Here is a 15,453-nt window from a genome sequence, read left to right on the forward strand (position 1 = left end):
GGATCACCTTTTGCCATGAAGTACGGAGGCCACGAACTTGGCCTGTCGGGCGAGAAATGGGCAAAGGTCTTCAAGGACACCGGTGATCTGTTGATGATCGCAGCGAAATCCGCGTCACTAGAGGCGAAATACGCCAAGCAACGGAAAGAATGGAAGCACGGTCTGAAACTTGAAGGCTATGAGCTCAAGCAGATCGAAAAACGCATTAAGGCCGCAGAAATCCGACTGCAAATTGCCGAAAAAGCGCTGTCGAACCATGAGCAAGCGATCAAAGACCAGGAAGAACTTCTTGATTTCTACGAAACCAAGTTCACCGGCGAGGCACTGTATTCATGGATGGCGTCTACACTTCAGACCATCTACCGACAGGCGTTCAACGCTGCCATGTCGATGGCACGACTGGCCGAACAGGCGTATCGCTTTGAGCGCCCAAGCGACCAGACCCAGTTGCTGGAACTGACATATTGGGAACCGGGACAGGCCGGGCTTCTTTCAGGCGAAAAACTGGCGGTCGACCTGATCGAGATGGAAAAGCGTTACCTCGAAACGAATTACAGGACGCTTGAAATCACACAGCCATTCTCACTCAGCCAACTGAATCCCGCCGCTTTGATGGCGCTTCGCGAGGACGGCGAATGCGATTTCACCGTGCCCGAACTTGCCTTCGATCTGCTGTACCCGGGTCAATACCGCAGGCGCATCCGATCAGCGCGGCTGTCGGTGGCCTGCGTCACAGGGCCTTATGTCAACATTCCCGTGACGTTGACCCTGACCGGGGCAAAGATCAGGATCGAACCGACCCTGGACGGGGCAGCCGGGCTGACAGATTCCCTACTGCGTCACACGGTTCAGATTGCAACCAGCACAGCTCAGAACGATTCAGGCACGTTCGACTTCAGCTTCTCTGATCCGCGCTATATGCCGTTTGAGGGCGCCGGTGCGGTTGACAGCACGTGGAAACTGACACTGCCAAAAACCTTCAAACCGTTTGACTACGACACCATCACGGACGCGGTATTGCACTTGTCCTATACTGCGGAAAGCGATGGGGTTCTGCGTGATAGGGTCGAGGCTGAAAATGCGGCCTTGGAAGGCGCGCTGTTTGGCGTCCTCGAAGACACCGGACTGCCCCGCGCGTACAGTCTGCGGCAGGAATTTGGCACTGCGTTCCATCAGTTGACCAACGGTCCAGTCGGGGTGGATACAGCTGTAACACTCGATGAACGCGCCCTGCCCTATCCATTACGCGGACGTAACCTGTCCATCGACCGCGCACTTTTGTTGTTGAAGCCAAACGAAGGCTTGAACGCAACTGGCACCGAAATCCGTCTGAATGGCACGGTGCTTTCAGGGTTTGCGGCAACGCCGGAATTCCCGGGCTATGTTCTGACAGATGCCACTGCCGCTCTGGCAGCGGGGATTACCGGCGACCACGCAATAGCGGTGGCGGATGCCGGTGATCTTGGGCCAGGTACCGCCCCGGCAGCACTGAACGAAAACGCGTTACTGGATATGGTGATTTATGTAGAGCTGACTTTGGATTGATCTAAAGATCCGTCGTGATGTTTCGGACAGCAGAAGAGAACGCGCCGTTTCAGCGTGTCTAAAGGGCGTTTTGCGAAATCCAATAGGTTACGCGGTGGTGGCGCAAGGCGATCAATCGACCACGCTGACGGCTGTATACAGCCTTCGGAATCGCTGTAAACGCTCAGACAGACCGGCCAACTCATCAGGTTCGAACCTGTCAGTTGTGGGTGGCCGAACTGCAAGCTCGGCCTCACGCAAAGCACCAACACCGCAAGCCGCGAGACGGGCGGCACCGTAGGCAGGACCGGAATCTGATCCTTCTGAGCGCACTATAGGTTTGCCTGTAACCGTCGCAATCAGGCCCAACAGCAGATCCGACTGGCTGCCCCCTCCGATCGCGGCCAGTTCAGGCAAACTGTCAATTGTGTCGCCAAAACTCTGCGCTGCATCGGCAAAGCAAAACGCAATGGCTTCTACCACTGAACGACAGATTTCAGCACGCGTCGTCGAATCCTCAAGACCAAAGAAACTCGCGCGGATATGGGGATCTCCCAAGGGGCTTCGCTCGCCAGTCAGGTAAGGCAGGAAGATCGGCACACGCTCTCCACTGACCGTTTCGGCAAGGGCAACAACTTCGGCAGCGGAAAGCCCCAGCTGTCCACCTATCCACGAAATTGGCCGCGCACCGTTCAGCATTGCGGCCATTTGATACCAACGGCCCGGCAACGTGTGCGCAAATGCATGAACATAACGTTCAGGGTTGGGTTTGTATTCACGATCTGCCACGAACAGTTGGCCGGAGGTTCCCAGTGAGATAAACCCACGTCCCGGTTCGGTTGCGCCCAGAGATACAGCACCTGTTGCCGCGTCACCGCCTCCAGCCACTACGGGAACACCGGCCTTCAACCCGGTCATGGCGGCAGCTTGTGCTGTTACACTTCCAACAACGTCAGCGCCGTCAAAAATCGGTGGCAACCAGTTGGGTAACACGCCAGTGGCCTCAGCAATTCCGACATGCCAGTTGCGCGTGCCCTGATCGAGCCAGAGTGTTCCCGCTGCATCGGAGGTATCAGTTGCCAATTCTCCATGCAGGCATAAGCCGATGTAATCCTTGGGCAGCAGGATATGCGCAAGTTGGGTGTATTGTTCCGGTTCATGCTGTTTCAGCCACGCAATCTTGGGCGCTGTGAAGCCTGGCAGCGGAAGAACACCCGCGATCTGCCCGATTTGTGGCTGGGCCATACGCAGTTCATCGCATTCTCGAGTTGATCTGCTGTCATTCCACAGGATGGCCGGGCGGATGGGACGCAGATTATTATCCAGCAACACGGCCCCATGCATCTGTCCAGACAAACCGATAGCTTTCACGCCCGACAGCGTGACTTGTCCGGAAAGTTGGCTCAATGCGTCGCGTGTCGCCTCCCACCACAGGTCCGGGTGCTGTTCTGACCACCCGGGCCGCGGAGAAGACGTCTCAATCCCTACCGAGGAGGTCGCAAGAATCCGATCAGCATCCGTGCAGACAAGTTTGACTGCCGATGTTCCGATATCAATTCCGAGATACATTCAATCCTCTTGCACTGCTCATGGCCGGGCTATTGATTTTTTAGCGCGCGCAAAGAATATGTAAAAATATGATAAGATCAAGGCGGCTGGAATCCGCAGGCAGACTGGAATGACCAAAATAAAAAACATGGAAGAGTTCGCGGCCCTCAGCGGGATCTCGCGACCAACGGTGTCCAAGTATTTCCACGACCCCGACAGCGTGCGCCCGACAACAAGGGCGCGCATCGAAGAGGCGCTGGAACGGTTTGACTATCGCCCGAATATCTATGCTGTGAACCAGAACCGGAAACTGACCAAGAACATTGGCATCGTCGTGCCCTATCTTGCCGATCCATTCTTCGCAGAAATTGCCCGGTATCTGGAACAATCCTGCATTGCGGCAGGCTATCGACCGTCCCTGTTCAGTTCACATGGCGAACAAAAACTGGAAAACGAAATTCTGGACGGGCTGCAATCCATGAAGCCTGCAGGGGTTCTGCTGGCACCATTGGGGCGCATCTCGGACCGGTCCGCAATCGAAAAATTCTGTGCCAATGTGCCAACCGTCCTGTTCGACAGTAACCTTGATGGCCTAGGGGCAGCTTTTGTTGGTTCGGACAATTTCAGCTTTGTGTCGCAGACCGTGGAGTACATGACACGAACGGGCGAACCCCCTTCTTTCTTTGAAATGCGCACACCTGCCAACCCAAACGCCAACAAACGACGGAAGGCCTATGTTGAGGTGATGGAGCGCTTGGGATTCGAGCCCCATATCATCAAAGTTGATGGCAAAGGCTGGGCTTTTGAAGAGATCGGGCACAGGGGCGCTTTGAAAGTTCTGGCAGAGCGTGGACTGAAAACAGACTCGGTTTTGTGCAGCAATGACCGCCTTGCCATTGGCTTCCTTGCGGCCTGTTTTGAACAGGGGATTCGGGTGGGGCGGAAGGAAGGTTGCACCTTGCGGGTCGCTTCAAACGATGACCACCCGTTTGCAAAATTCACGTGCCCGTCGCTGACTACAGCCGCGCACGACTATGACAACGTGGCCGGACGAAGCGTCGAGACTTTGTTCGAACTCATTGAAAATGGTGGGAAATTTGAAACACGTACTGAAACTCTCTTTCCCGCAAGGCTGGTTCTGAGGGCTTCTGCATAAGATTTCTTTTTTAACGCGCGTAAAGTTTTTATTGACGGCGCGACAATTTACGATCTAGGCTCCCTGCACGACATCCAAGCTCAGGGAGGACAGGGATGTATCTGAAGCACGCACTTCGTGCGGCGACTGCATTGACTTTCGTCGCCACGGCAGCGGCCCACGCGCAATCCATTACCATCGCCACTGTGAACAACGGCGACATGATCCGGATGCAGGGCTATACCGACAAATTTACCGAAGCGACCGGCATCGACGTGGAATGGGTGACACTGGAAGAAAACGTGCTGCGTCAGCGCGTGACCACCGACATCACCACCAAGGGCGGTCAGTTCGACATCATGACAATCGGCATGTACGAAACGCCAATCTGGGGCGCGAATGGTTGGCTGGTCCCGTTGGAAGGCATGTCCGCCGAATATGACGTGGACGACATCCTGCCCGCGATGCGTAACGGCCTCAGCAACGACGGCACACTGTATGCAGCCCCGTTCTACGGCGAAAGCTCGATGGTGATGTATCGCACCGACCTGATGGAACAGGCCGGGCTGGAGATGCCTGATGCGCCAACGTGGCAATTCATCCGCGAAGCTGCGGCAGCCATGACTGACCGCGACAACGACATCAACGGCATCTGCCTGCGCGGCAAGGCCGGTTGGGGTGAGGGCGGTGCCTTCATCACCGTGACCGGGAATTCCTTCGGTGCGCGCTGGTTCGATGAGGACTGGAAACCTCAGTTCGATCAACCCGAGTGGAAAGAAGCGCTGACCTTCTTCGTCGATATGATGAATGAGTCTGGCCCAGCGGGATATGCGACCAACGGGTTCAACGAAAACCTCTCGCTGTTCCAGCAAGGCAAGTGCGGCATGTGGATCGACGCCACCGTTGCGGCATCCTTTGTGACCAACCCTAATGACTCGACCGTGGCTGAACAGGTTGGCTTTGCGCTGGCACCAAATTCGGAAGGTGTCGACAAGCGCGCCAACTGGCTCTGGGCCTGGGCGCTGGCCATCCCTGCGGGCACGCAGCAGGAAGATGCGGCCAAGCAGTTCATCGAGTGGGCAACTTCGAAAGACTACATAGAGTTGGTGGCCGAAAATGAAGGCTGGGCCAATGTGCCTCCGGGTGCACGGACCTCACTGTATGAGAATCCGGAATACCAGAAGGTTCCATTCGCCAAGATGACGCTGGATTCGATCCTTGCGGCCGACCCGGACAACTGCTGCGCGCAACCGACGCCCTATGTTGGTATCCAGTTCGTCGCGATCCCGGAATTCGCAGGCATCGCCACGCAGGTGAGCCAGGAGTTCTCGGCAGTCTATGCCGGACAACAGACGGTGGACGAGGCGCTTGAGAAAGCACAGGCCTTCACCGCCGAAGAAATGGAAGCCGCAGGGTACTGACGTCTTCTCCCCGCGGGCGGGCGGAAACCTGCCCCCCGCCTCAACCCTTCCACAACCCGCGTTTTTCTCGCAGGCTAAGCTACGCCTGAACAGAGAGGTCTTGCGTCATGGCTACTCAACATTCCCGATCCGTTGCTCGCCTGATGATGGCACCAGCAGTGGTCCTGCTGCTTGGCTGGATGCTGGTGCCTCTGACGATGACGCTGTATTTTTCCTTCAAGAAATACCTGCCTCTGCGCGGTGGTGACCTGGGCTGGGTCGGCTTCGACAACTATGTCCGATTTGTCTCGTCCAGTTCGTTTTGGCCTGCTGTTCAGGCAACGCTGATGATCGTCGGCGGTGTTCTGGTTATCACCGTTGTTCTGGGCATCCTTCTGGCGATGCTTCTGGACCAGCCGATGTGGGGTCAGGGTGTTGTCCGTATTCTGGTGATCGCGCCCTTCTTTGTGATGCCCACTGTGTCCGCACTGGTCTGGAAGAACATGTTCATGGACCCGGTGAACGGCCTGCTGGCGCATCTGTGGCGTTTCTTCGGGGCCGAGCCGATCTCATGGCTGTCCGAGGCTTCGATGACCTCGATCATCATGATCGTCTCTTGGCAGTGGCTGCCTTTCGCAACGTTGATCCTGTTGACCGCGATCCAGTCGCTCGACAGTGAGCAGTTGGAAGCGGCTGAGATGGACGGCGCACCGGTCTTGAAACGTTTTTACCACATCATCCTGCCGCATCTGAGCCGCGCGATTACCATCGTGATCCTGATCCAGACGATCTTCCTGTTGTCGATCTTCGCCGAGATATTCGTGACCACCGGCGGTGCATTCGGCACCCGCACACTCACCTACCTGATCTTCCAGCGCGTGCTGGAAAGCCAAAATGTTGGCCTCGGATCCGCCGGAGGTGTCTACGCCATCATCCTTGCCAACATCGTTGCGATTTTCCTGATGCGCATCGTCGGCAAGAACCTGGACGCGTGAGGAGGTAAGACCATGGCCCGCGCCGTCACAACCCGCCGCAAATCGCTGAACACTGCCCTTGCCTGGGCCGTCGGACTGCTGATCTTTTTCCCGATCCTCTGGACCATCCTGACCAGCTTCAAGACCGAGGCGCAGGCAATTGCCAGCCCACCGATTTTTCTGAACTTCAACTGGACGCTTGAGAACTATGCCATCGTGCAGGAACGATCTGATTATATGCGGTTCCTGTGGAATTCGGTCATCATCGCAGGTGGGTCGACCGTATTGGGCGTGATCATCGCGGTGCCCGCAGCCTGGGCAATGGCTTTTGTTCCGTCCAAGCGCACCAAGGACATCCTGCTGTGGATGCTGTCCACCAAGATGCTACCTGCGGTTGGCGTGCTCTACCCGATCTACCTGCTGTTCATCCGTCTGGGTCTGCTGGACACGCGCGGAGGGCTGGTCGTTGTCCTGATGCTGATCAACCTGCCGATCATCGTCTGGATGCTCTACACCTATTTCCGCGAAATCCCCGGGGAAATCCTGGAAGCCGCGCGGATGGATGGTGCGACACTGAAAGAGGAAATCCTGTATGTCCTGACACCCATGGCTATCCCCGGCATCGCCTCAACCGTGCTGCTGAACTTTATCCTGGCGTGGAATGAGGCGTTCTGGACGCTCAATCTGACGGCCGTTGATGCGGCACCGCTTACGGCTTTCATCGCCAGCTACTCCAGCCCCGAGGGCCTGTTCTTTGCCAAGCTCAGCGCGGCATCAACCATGGCTATCGCACCAATTCTGATCCTTGGCTGGTTCAGCCAGAAACAACTTGTCCGCGGCCTGACCTTCGGCGCTGTGAAATAAGGAACACGACACATGGGACGTATTCAACTCAAGTCCGCGACCAAAAGCTTCGGTGACGTACAGGTCATCCCGCCGCTGGACCTGACCATCGAAGACGGCGAGTTCACCGTCTTCGTCGGCCCTTCGGGTTGCGGCAAATCCACCCTTCTGCGCCTGATCGCGGGGCTGGAGGATATCACCTCGGGGTCCATCGACATTGACGGGTCGGATGCCACAGACGTGCCGCCCGCCAAACGCGGATTGGCGATGGTGTTCCAATCCTATGCGCTCTATCCGCATATGACGGTGCGCAAGAACATCGCCTTTCCCTTGCGCATGGCCAAGCTGGATCAGGCCGAGATCGACAAACGCGTCGAAGGCGCTGCAAGCGTTTTGAACCTGACAGACTATCTGGACCGCCGCCCCGGCCAACTGTCCGGCGGTCAGCGTCAGCGCGTCGCCATTGGTCGCGCGATTGTTCGCGAGCCGGCGGCGTTCCTGTTCGACGAACCTCTGTCGAACCTCGACGCCGCTTTGCGCGTGGGCATGCGGCTGGAAATCAGCGAGCTACACGAACGTCTGGCGACGACCATGATCTACGTGACCCACGATCAGGTCGAAGCCATGACCATGGCCGACAAGATCGTTGTCCTTCAGGCAGGTGTGATCGAGCAGGTCGGCAGCCCGCTAGAACTGTACCGCACGCCGCGCAATCTGTTCGTGGCTGGCTTCATCGGCTCGCCCAAGATGAACTTCATCGAAGGGCCAGAAGCGGCAAAACACGGTGCCCAAACCATCGGTATCCGGCCGGAGCATATAGCAGTCTCAGAAACCGAAGGTGAGTGGTCAGGTGTTGTAAGTGTTTCAGAACACCTTGGATCAGACACCTTTTTTCACGTTCACGAAACCGGGTTGGCGGAAACGATCACCGTCCGTGCGGATGGCGAGGTCGGGTTCCGGCATGGGGATCGCATTCACCTGACGCCACGGGATGACGTCATTCACCGGTTTGACGCAAAAGGTCTGCGGATCGAATGACACGTCTGGCAGGCAAAACCGCCCTGATCACCGGGGCCGCGCGCGGCATTGGGCTGGCCTTTGCCAAAGCATATGTTGCAGAGGGCGCCCGCGTTGCGATAGCCGACATTGAAGTCAAGCGTGCGCAGGACGCAGCCGCCGGGATAGGCGAGGCCGCCTTCGCCGTAGAAATGGACGTAACAAGCCAACAGAGCATAGACGCGGCTGTTGCCAAGACGGCCTCGCGCCTTGGCCCCATCGACATTTTGATCAATAACGCAGCCATCTTCACAGTGGCACCCATCGTCGAAATCGAGCGTTCAGATTACAACCGTGTTTTCGACATCAACGTCGCGGGTGCCCTGTTCACAATGCAAGCCGTTGCGCGCCACATGATCGAGCACGGAACCAAGGGTCGGATCATAAACATGGCGTCGCAAGCTGGGCGCAGGGGCGAGCCTTTGGTCGCAGTTTATTGTGCCAGCAAGGCCGCGATCATCTCTCTCACGCAATCTGCGGGACTGAACCTGATCTCTCATGGGATAAATGTGAACGCCATTGCCCCAGGTGTCGTCGACGGCGAGCACTGGGACGGTGTCGACGCTTTCTTTGCAAAACATGAGGGCAAACCGCTCGGTCAGAAGAAACGCGAAGTGGCGGCATCCGTTCCGTACGGCCGGATGGGTCGCGCCGACGATCTGACCGGGATGGCGGTGTTTCTAGCCTCGGATGAGGCCGAATACATTGTCGCACAAACCTACAATGTCGACGGCGGAAACTGGATGAGCTGATGGACCCTCTGGCGAACGCAAATCTCCCGGTCAGGTTACAGTGCAACACCCTGTCAGACCTGACAGAAACCGTTGGGACGCCCGCGTATGACCGCGCTGACCTTGCGCCGGGTATTGTTCACATCGGGCTTGGTAACTTTCATCGTGCGCATCAGGCTTGGTACATTCACCAACTGATGCAACAAGGTCTGGCCTATGACTGGGCGATCATAGGTGCCGGTGTACGAAACTATGACGCCAAGATGCGAGAACGTCTGCTGGAACAGGACTGCCTGACAACGTTGATCGAGCTGGATCCCAACGGGATAACCGCAGAGGTAATCGGTTCGATGATTGATTACCTGCCGATTGAACCCGGCAATGGTACTTTGATCCAATGCATGGCCGAGCCATCCACGAAAATCGTGTCAATGACGGTAACGGAAGGCGGGTATTTTCTGAACGCCAACACCGGTACGCTCGGCCTTGATCACGAAGATATTCGGCATGATGCGAAAAATCCGGATCGACCCCGTACGGTTTTTGGCGCAATCGTTTCGGCCTTGAAAAAACGCCGGGACGCAGGCCTCAGACCATTCACCGCGTTAAGCTGCGACAACCTTCAGGGCAATGGGGCAATCCTGCGAGAATGCGTTGTCGGGCTGGCACGCCTGTCTGACACCAATCTGGCCGACTGGATTGACCAAAACGGCGCGTTCCCCAATTCCATGGTGGATTGCATCGTTCCGGCAACCACAGACCAAGTGATATCGCAGTGCCGCGCGCTTGGCATCGACGACCGCGTGCCAGTTTCTCACGAAAACTTCCGCCAATGGGTGGTCGAAGATGATTTCTGCGCCGGGCGACCGCCGCTCGAAAAGGTTGGAGTAACGCTAACCCGCGATGTCCACAGCTACGAGACAATGAAACTGCGCATATTGAACGGCGGTCACCAGCTGCTTGCGAATGTCGGTGAAATTCTAAATGTTTCGACAATATCTGATTGTATGTCGGACCCGGACGTCCGGGCATTTTTTCGGAAAGTTCAAGCAGATGATATTTTGCCGTTCGTCGAAGCCGTTCCCGGAACAACCCCGAAAGAGTACCTAGAGCTGGTTGAGAAGCGGTTTGCAAACACTGCAGTTCATGACACGACGCGCAGGGTTGCGTTCGACGGATCGGCACGGCATCCGGGTTTTCTGCTTCCATCGCTGCGCGACGCAGCAGCATCTGGGTCTTCCGCAAACGGACTTGCACTTGCCGAAGCGTTCTGGTGCCGTATGTGTGCGGGTGTTCGCGAAGACGGCTCGGAGATTGAGCCCAATGATCCGCAATGGGCCAACCTGCACAAAACCGCGTTGGCATCCAAAATCGATCCGACTTTATGGCTAGAACAGCGTCAGTATTACGGCGACTTCGGTCGCGGAACACGCTTTTCCGAAGACTTTGCCGGGTGGCTGAACGCGATTTGGCAGAATGGGAGTCGGGCAACGATTGCTCGGTACATTGCATGATTTACGAGGCTACTCTGGGTAAGTTTTCAGTTGCGCTCCGGATTATCGGCTTTTGATTTTGGTTCCATGGCCCGCTCGCGTTTGGATGTTCCACCGCAGACCCGTTCACAGAGACCAGCGAAATAGAGGATGACGAGGCTTTGTCCATGTCCAACCCCTCAATCACCGCGTGTTTACGCGGGTGGGTAAACGATACGCGATTGCCACAGAGCTCGGGAACGACATGCAGGTCACGGGCGACCTCAACGAGATAGCTGGAAGTATCGACCAACTCCGTTGCTTTAGCCGTGATCCAGTTTGGAACCACCGACCCGTATTTTGTTGCGTGATCTGCGGCTTAGCGGGCCATGGGAAACAGCATTGTACCGGTCACTTCTGGTTTCATTGCCGTTGTTTGATGCGTGGTCGCGCGACATCGTTGCTGCCCTCAACCTCTGGCCCAAGACCATACTTCATGCGCTGCATCTGATCGATCACACGTGCCATTTCGTCATCCGACAAAACCGGAGGCTCTCCGAGCGGTAGCGCTTGTACGTATAGGCGCGACAGGGTCTCGACCTCAGTCGCCAGCCAAAGAGCCTCGTCCAAAGTCTTGCCAATCGCGATCTGCCCATGTTGGGCCAACAGGCACGCTGACCGGCCCTCAAGCGCTTTTAGCACCGCATCAGACAGGTCCTGAGTCCCAAAGGTTGCGTATTCTGCGCAAGGAATCGTTGTTCCCCCGGCCACACCGACCATGTAGTGAAACGCCGGAATCTGACGGTGGTGGCAGGCAAGCGTTGTTGCGTAAACCGAATGACAGTGCAGCACGACGTCGATATCCGTGCGCTTTTGCAAAATGTCACGATGGAAACGCCATTCCGATGATGGTCTGCGCCCAACATAAGTGCCTTCGAAATCCATCTCGACCAGATCGTCGGGTTTCATCCTGTCGTACGGCAAAGACGACGGCGTGATCAGAAACCCGTTTTCGAAGCGGGCAGACAGATTCCCCGCCGTTCCCTGATTGATCCCGGAGGCATTCATCTTCAAACACGTCTCCACCATTCGCTCGCGCAAATCTTGTTCAGTCATTGAGACGGACTCCTTGTCTGTTTGCGGCCTCGCGCCATTGCATCGCGTATTCCTGCAATCCGGGCATCACAATTGGTGTTACAGAGTCAAGTGTCAGAGGCGGCGATGCAGAACCAGAGTTTTTGCAAGCCAGTTGCACCGCACCAGCCACAACGCCATGCGTTTCATGTGACACTTCGGTCCGACGGCCCGGGCGCAACGCAGCAACAATAGATGCGTAAAGCGGTTCTCTCAGAAAGGTCCCATCCAGAATAAGCCTTTCTCCTCCGTTCAAAACATCGCAACAGGTCACGGTCAGTAACGCCGAATGCAGCACGGCAAGCGCTTTGCGTTCAGCCTTGTCTTCAGGGGGAGTGCTCACTACGTGCCCTTGCCTTGCAGAGCCGGGAAACTGCCCTTCGTTATCTCCAAAACTCGGGATGGCCATAGTGCCGCGTGCAATCAGCCTCTCCACCACATCGTGAAGAGCCGCCTGTTGGTCAGAATCTGATCCAGCTATGGCCGAGAACTCGCGCCCGCCCATTGTCAGAGCGCCTCCGATCGGATTGCCGTCCATATCGGCATTGATTGTTGTGCCGCGCGTTTGATCAAGGTTTGCAATATCCACTTCACGCGACAACGCAACCACCCAGGTCCCCGTCGAAACAAGCGTGAAATCCTCAATCTGAGCAGATACATATCGAAAAAAGTTGGCAGTGGAGTCATGTGCGCCGGTCAGCACAACCATGTTCTGGGGCAAGTCGAAACGCTGAACCAGAGTGTTGCGAACCGGTCCCAGCGGCTCCCAGGCCGCCCGGAACTCAGGTAGCAACCTTTGCCAGCCGCGCTCTTGAACAATGGGGGTACAGCGACGGCGTGGAACGTTCCACAAATGCGACTGCGCGCCCATAGCAGAGTATTCCGAGGCCGCGACGCCGGTCAGCCACCAACCCCAGAATTGCGCAATGTTCAAAAAATACCGGGCGTTACTGAATTCTGTCGGGCAGGCGTGCTCCATCCAAAGCATCTGACGGGCGGCATGGGTCGAAGCCATCATCACGGGGCTGCCGCGATCCTCGAACGTTCCCGCTTTGCTTCGGTATTCGGCATCGATTTCTGGTGGGCACGCCTGTTCGTAGTCGATCATCGGCAAGACACACCCTGCACCGGCGCCTTCCGGATCCGAACCGACAAGCACACCGCCCGACCCGTGACCAACGGGAACAAGAGTCCGGATGGGGTGCCGTTTACAAAGCTCGGACAGCGTGCCGATCAGCCAGGTTGCAATCCCGTCCAGGTCATGAAACCGCCAGTTTTGACCGACCAGAACAGTGTTGGGGGTTGATCTGTTCTCCAGCAAGGTGCCATCTTTTCTGGCCACCCAAAGTTCGACATTGGTTTTACCGACGTCGAGAACCGCGATATCACCACTTCCAGTCAATCGCTTGCCACGGCGACTGTTGCACCGCCTCTATCAAATCCGGTTGATCCTTGTACCGCCGTCATATGAGACGGTATTGGGCGGCCTTGTTCCTGAGGAACGGCAAACCCTTGTCCATGACATCCTGGAAGGAGGGGGCAACCGGACGCCAAACCGCAAGACCATATCCGATCTGCGGTGGCATATTGATGAAACTCTCCATTGCAAGCCCGCCCTTGAACCCAATCGCCGCCAACGTGGCGTAAATCTCGTCCCAGTCACACGTCCCCTCGCCCGGTGTTCCGCGATCACTTTCCGACAAATGAATGTAACGCAGATGTTCTCGTGCATCGAGGATACCGTTGCCTGCACCCTTTTCTTCGATATTCATGTGATAGGTGTCGAGATGGATGAAAATATTGTCCGCACCCACTTTTTCGATCATTTCGACTGCCTGCCAACCTGTATTGATCAAGTGGTTTTCATAGCGGTTTACAGGCTCGATACCAAAGGCGATCCCAAGGGTTTTGGCGTGTTTGGCGGCACCCTCCAAGGCACGTGCGATATTGTCATACTCGGCCTGCGTGGGCGGTACACCTGTGCGTTCTCCAATCCCGCCATATGTGACACCGGACAGGGCTTCTGCGCCCATCTCCTTGGCTTTGTCCATAGCGTTGACAAGGTGCCCGATAGCGCCATCGGGATTGACCGAGGCCCAGTTTTGTTCGGGCAGCCCAAGCGAACAGACGGCCCGCATCTCGTGTTTTTCAAGCAAGTCACGCGTATGGGTTGCATCGACAACGCTGGTGTCCAGCAAGGCAATCTCGATGAAATCCATCTGATAGGCGGCTGCAGCGGGTATCGTCCGCTCGGCCCCATCGCGGTCCCAATGCATGGTCCACATGCTGGTATGTACGCCGAAACCTTCCATGACTATGTCCCTCTTCGTCGTTTGTTTCGCCACTGCGCGCCAACCCACCGCAACGCCATGACACCAATCAGAAACAAGCCCCAGACAGCCGTAGACAAATGCTGGTTGGCACCGATCAGGTTCAGACCTGATGACAGAGCTTGCAGAATAATCAGGGCCAAGACCACCGGCAGAACACGCCCGAACCCTCCGAACGGGTCTATACCGCCCAGAAAACACGCCAGAACAGTCACCAGAAGCAACGCCTCGCCATGGCCAACACGGACTGAATTAAAGCGCGCTGCCATCAGGATGCCCGCCACGGCACAAATCATACCTGAAATGGTGTAGATCAGCACAAGGGTGCGGCGCGTGTGCAGTCCAGAATACTCGGACGCCTGAATGTTCGAACCGACCATATAGACCGAGAACCCGTGGCGCGAGCGTTTGAGCATGATGTGCCAAACGAGCGCAGCCAGCAGAAAGATGATCATCGGTACGGGAATGCCCAGAAAACTGCCGTGACCCAGCACATTCATGTATTCTGGAAAACCCGAAATATCGCCGCCGCGTGTCAGGAACTCACCCAAGCCACGCAGGAAGATCATCATGGCAAGCGAAACGAGAATGGGGTGTGCTCCCACATAAGCGACAACGACCCCCATGACGGCACCGGAAACGGCCCCTGCCAGCAACGCGACCGCTGCACCCAGAATGAAAGCACCGGGCCCGGCTTCCGAGCCCCCGAACTCTATGAGAACCCAGGCCAAAGCGAGACCCGAGATATTGGCCTGAAAGATGATCGCAAGGTTCAATCCGCCAGACAGGATCGGCACTAGCATTGCAAGTGTCAGCAATCCCAATACCGGCATTTGAAAGGCCATTGAGCGTAAATTGGCGCCTGTCAGAAACAATGGCGTTGCAAGCGAAAACGCCAGGAAGACCAAGCCAAGAAAGACAAGCAGTGGCAGAGTTTCCGCCCCAAGTGCCGCATTTATCCTTTCACGAAGGCTCATCCCGTTCCCGCCTTCGCAACTTGCGCAGCAGCGCGTGGACGCCTTCCAAAACTCAGGTTCGATGAGGAAATCGCCAACAGGATCGCAGCACCGATGATCATCTGGAATGCAAAGGGTGATATTCCCAAAAGGTTCAAACCGTTTTGCGTGATCGCGACGAACATAACACCAAGGATGCACCCAAAGACGGTGCCCCGCCCGCCGCCCAACCGGGCCCCACCCAGCACAACTGCGGCCAGCACGTCCAACTCTCGGCCGTAAAGCGCATTTGGCACTACTTCCTGGGCAATGTTTACCTGCATCAACCCACCGATCCCGGCCATCATCCC

At 56.5% G+C, this 15,453-nt stretch carries 14 protein-coding genes; 8 read left to right on the top strand and 6 right to left on the bottom strand.

Translation table 11 applies throughout. The features are described 5' to 3' along the window. Positions 1–1,545 (top strand): Tc toxin subunit A-related protein (locus AC2FNU_RS19685; RefSeq protein WP_496791736.1); only part of this gene is annotated, 1,545 nt, incomplete at its 5' end. Between the two features lie 111 nt (positions 1,546–1,656). Here AC2FNU_RS19685 and xylB read toward each other — a convergent pair. Then, positions 1,657–3,093 (bottom strand): xylulokinase, encoded by a 1,437-nt coding sequence (xylB, locus tag AC2FNU_RS19690; protein WP_496791737.1) that lies wholly within the window; start codon positions 3,091–3,093, stop codon positions 1,657–1,659. Positions 3,094–3,202: 109 nt separating this feature from the next. Between xylB and AC2FNU_RS19695 the strand changes: the two genes are divergently transcribed. The 7 genes from AC2FNU_RS19695 to AC2FNU_RS19725 all read left to right on the top strand — a co-directional run bounded on the left by AC2FNU_RS19695 (position 3,203) and on the right by AC2FNU_RS19725 (position 10,725). Then, a complete protein-coding gene (locus tag AC2FNU_RS19695) occupies positions 3,203–4,228 on the top strand; it encodes a LacI family DNA-binding transcriptional regulator (RefSeq protein ID WP_496791738.1) in 1,026 nt (341 codons plus the stop codon). 95 nt (positions 4,229–4,323) lie between these two features. Then, entirely contained in the window at positions 4,324–5,628 is a 1,305-nt protein-coding gene (locus tag AC2FNU_RS19700) for an ABC transporter substrate-binding protein (protein WP_496791739.1), read from the top strand. 107 nt (positions 5,629–5,735) lie between these two features. Then, positions 5,736–6,602, top strand: a complete 867-nt coding sequence (locus tag AC2FNU_RS19705) for a carbohydrate ABC transporter permease (protein WP_170534370.1) — start codon at positions 5,736–5,738, stop codon at positions 6,600–6,602. 12 nt (positions 6,603–6,614) lie between these two features. Beyond that, positions 6,615–7,445, top strand: a complete 831-nt coding sequence (locus AC2FNU_RS19710; RefSeq protein ID WP_171095543.1) for a carbohydrate ABC transporter permease — start codon at positions 6,615–6,617, stop codon at positions 7,443–7,445. A gap of 12 nt (positions 7,446–7,457) precedes the next feature. Continuing rightward, positions 7,458–8,462, top strand: a complete 1,005-nt coding sequence (locus tag AC2FNU_RS19715) for an ABC transporter ATP-binding protein (RefSeq protein WP_496791740.1) — start codon at positions 7,458–7,460, stop codon at positions 8,460–8,462. Further along, a complete protein-coding gene (locus AC2FNU_RS19720; RefSeq protein WP_496791741.1) occupies positions 8,459–9,232 on the top strand; it encodes an L-iditol 2-dehydrogenase in 774 nt (257 codons plus the stop codon). Before AC2FNU_RS19715 ends, AC2FNU_RS19720 begins: the two co-directional genes overlap by 4 nt. Next, positions 9,232–10,725 (top strand): mannitol dehydrogenase family protein, encoded by a 1,494-nt coding sequence (locus tag AC2FNU_RS19725; protein ID WP_496791742.1) that lies wholly within the window; start codon positions 9,232–9,234, stop codon positions 10,723–10,725. Before AC2FNU_RS19720 ends, AC2FNU_RS19725 begins: the two co-directional genes overlap by 1 nt. 381 nt (positions 10,726–11,106) lie before the next feature. On the opposite strand, the gene AC2FNU_RS19730 is transcribed toward AC2FNU_RS19725, so the two are convergent. The 5 genes from AC2FNU_RS19730 to AC2FNU_RS19750 all read right to left on the bottom strand — a co-directional run. Then, positions 11,107–11,799: a class II aldolase/adducin family protein gene (locus tag AC2FNU_RS19730; RefSeq protein ID WP_496791743.1), complete on the bottom strand. Its 693-nt coding sequence runs from the start codon at positions 11,797–11,799 to the stop codon at positions 11,107–11,109. Then, entirely contained in the window at positions 11,792–13,219 is a 1,428-nt protein-coding gene (locus AC2FNU_RS19735; RefSeq protein ID WP_496791744.1) for an FGGY family carbohydrate kinase, read from the bottom strand. Before AC2FNU_RS19735 ends, AC2FNU_RS19730 begins: the two co-directional genes overlap by 8 nt. Positions 13,220–13,280: 61 nt before the next feature. Then, positions 13,281–14,129, bottom strand: a complete 849-nt coding sequence (locus AC2FNU_RS19740) for a sugar phosphate isomerase/epimerase family protein (protein ID WP_496791745.1) — start codon at positions 14,127–14,129, stop codon at positions 13,281–13,283. Between the two features lie 2 nt (positions 14,130–14,131). Further along, positions 14,132–15,124 carry an ABC transporter permease gene (locus AC2FNU_RS19745; RefSeq protein ID WP_496791748.1) on the bottom strand — a complete coding sequence of 331 codons (993 nt, stop codon included), beginning with the start codon at positions 15,122–15,124 and terminating at the stop codon, positions 14,132–14,134. Further along, the coding region (locus tag AC2FNU_RS19750; protein WP_496791751.1) for an ABC transporter permease subunit at positions 15,121–15,453 on the bottom strand (333 nt) is incomplete at its 5' end. The genes AC2FNU_RS19750 and AC2FNU_RS19745, both read right to left, overlap by 4 nt.

This window comes from Ruegeria sp. BHSB064 (assembly GCF_059613205.1).

Bases quoted from the DNA above. Each gene is read 5' to 3' on its own strand.
- xylB (WP_496791737.1), bottom strand. From the start codon at position 3,093: ATGTATCTCGGAATTGATATCGGAACATCGGCAGTCAAACTTGTCTGC.
- AC2FNU_RS19695 (WP_496791738.1), top strand. From the start codon at position 3,203: ATGACCAAAATAAAAAACATGGAAGAGTTCGCGGCCCTCAGCGGGATC.
- AC2FNU_RS19700 (WP_496791739.1), top strand. From the start codon at position 4,324: ATGTATCTGAAGCACGCACTTCGTGCGGCGACTGCATTGACTTTCGTC.
- AC2FNU_RS19705 (WP_170534370.1), top strand. From the start codon at position 5,736: ATGGCTACTCAACATTCCCGATCCGTTGCTCGCCTGATGATGGCACCA.
- AC2FNU_RS19710 (WP_171095543.1), top strand. From the start codon at position 6,615: ATGGCCCGCGCCGTCACAACCCGCCGCAAATCGCTGAACACTGCCCTT.
- AC2FNU_RS19715 (WP_496791740.1), top strand. From the start codon at position 7,458: ATGGGACGTATTCAACTCAAGTCCGCGACCAAAAGCTTCGGTGACGTA.
- AC2FNU_RS19720 (WP_496791741.1), top strand. From the start codon at position 8,459: ATGACACGTCTGGCAGGCAAAACCGCCCTGATCACCGGGGCCGCGCGC.
- AC2FNU_RS19725 (WP_496791742.1), top strand. From the start codon at position 9,232: ATGGACCCTCTGGCGAACGCAAATCTCCCGGTCAGGTTACAGTGCAAC.
- AC2FNU_RS19730 (WP_496791743.1), bottom strand. From the start codon at position 11,799: ATGACTGAACAAGATTTGCGCGAGCGAATGGTGGAGACGTGTTTGAAG.
- AC2FNU_RS19740 (WP_496791745.1), bottom strand. From the start codon at position 14,129: ATGGAAGGTTTCGGCGTACATACCAGCATGTGGACCATGCATTGGGAC.
- AC2FNU_RS19745 (WP_496791748.1), bottom strand. From the start codon at position 15,124: ATGAGCCTTCGTGAAAGGATAAATGCGGCACTTGGGGCGGAAACTCTG.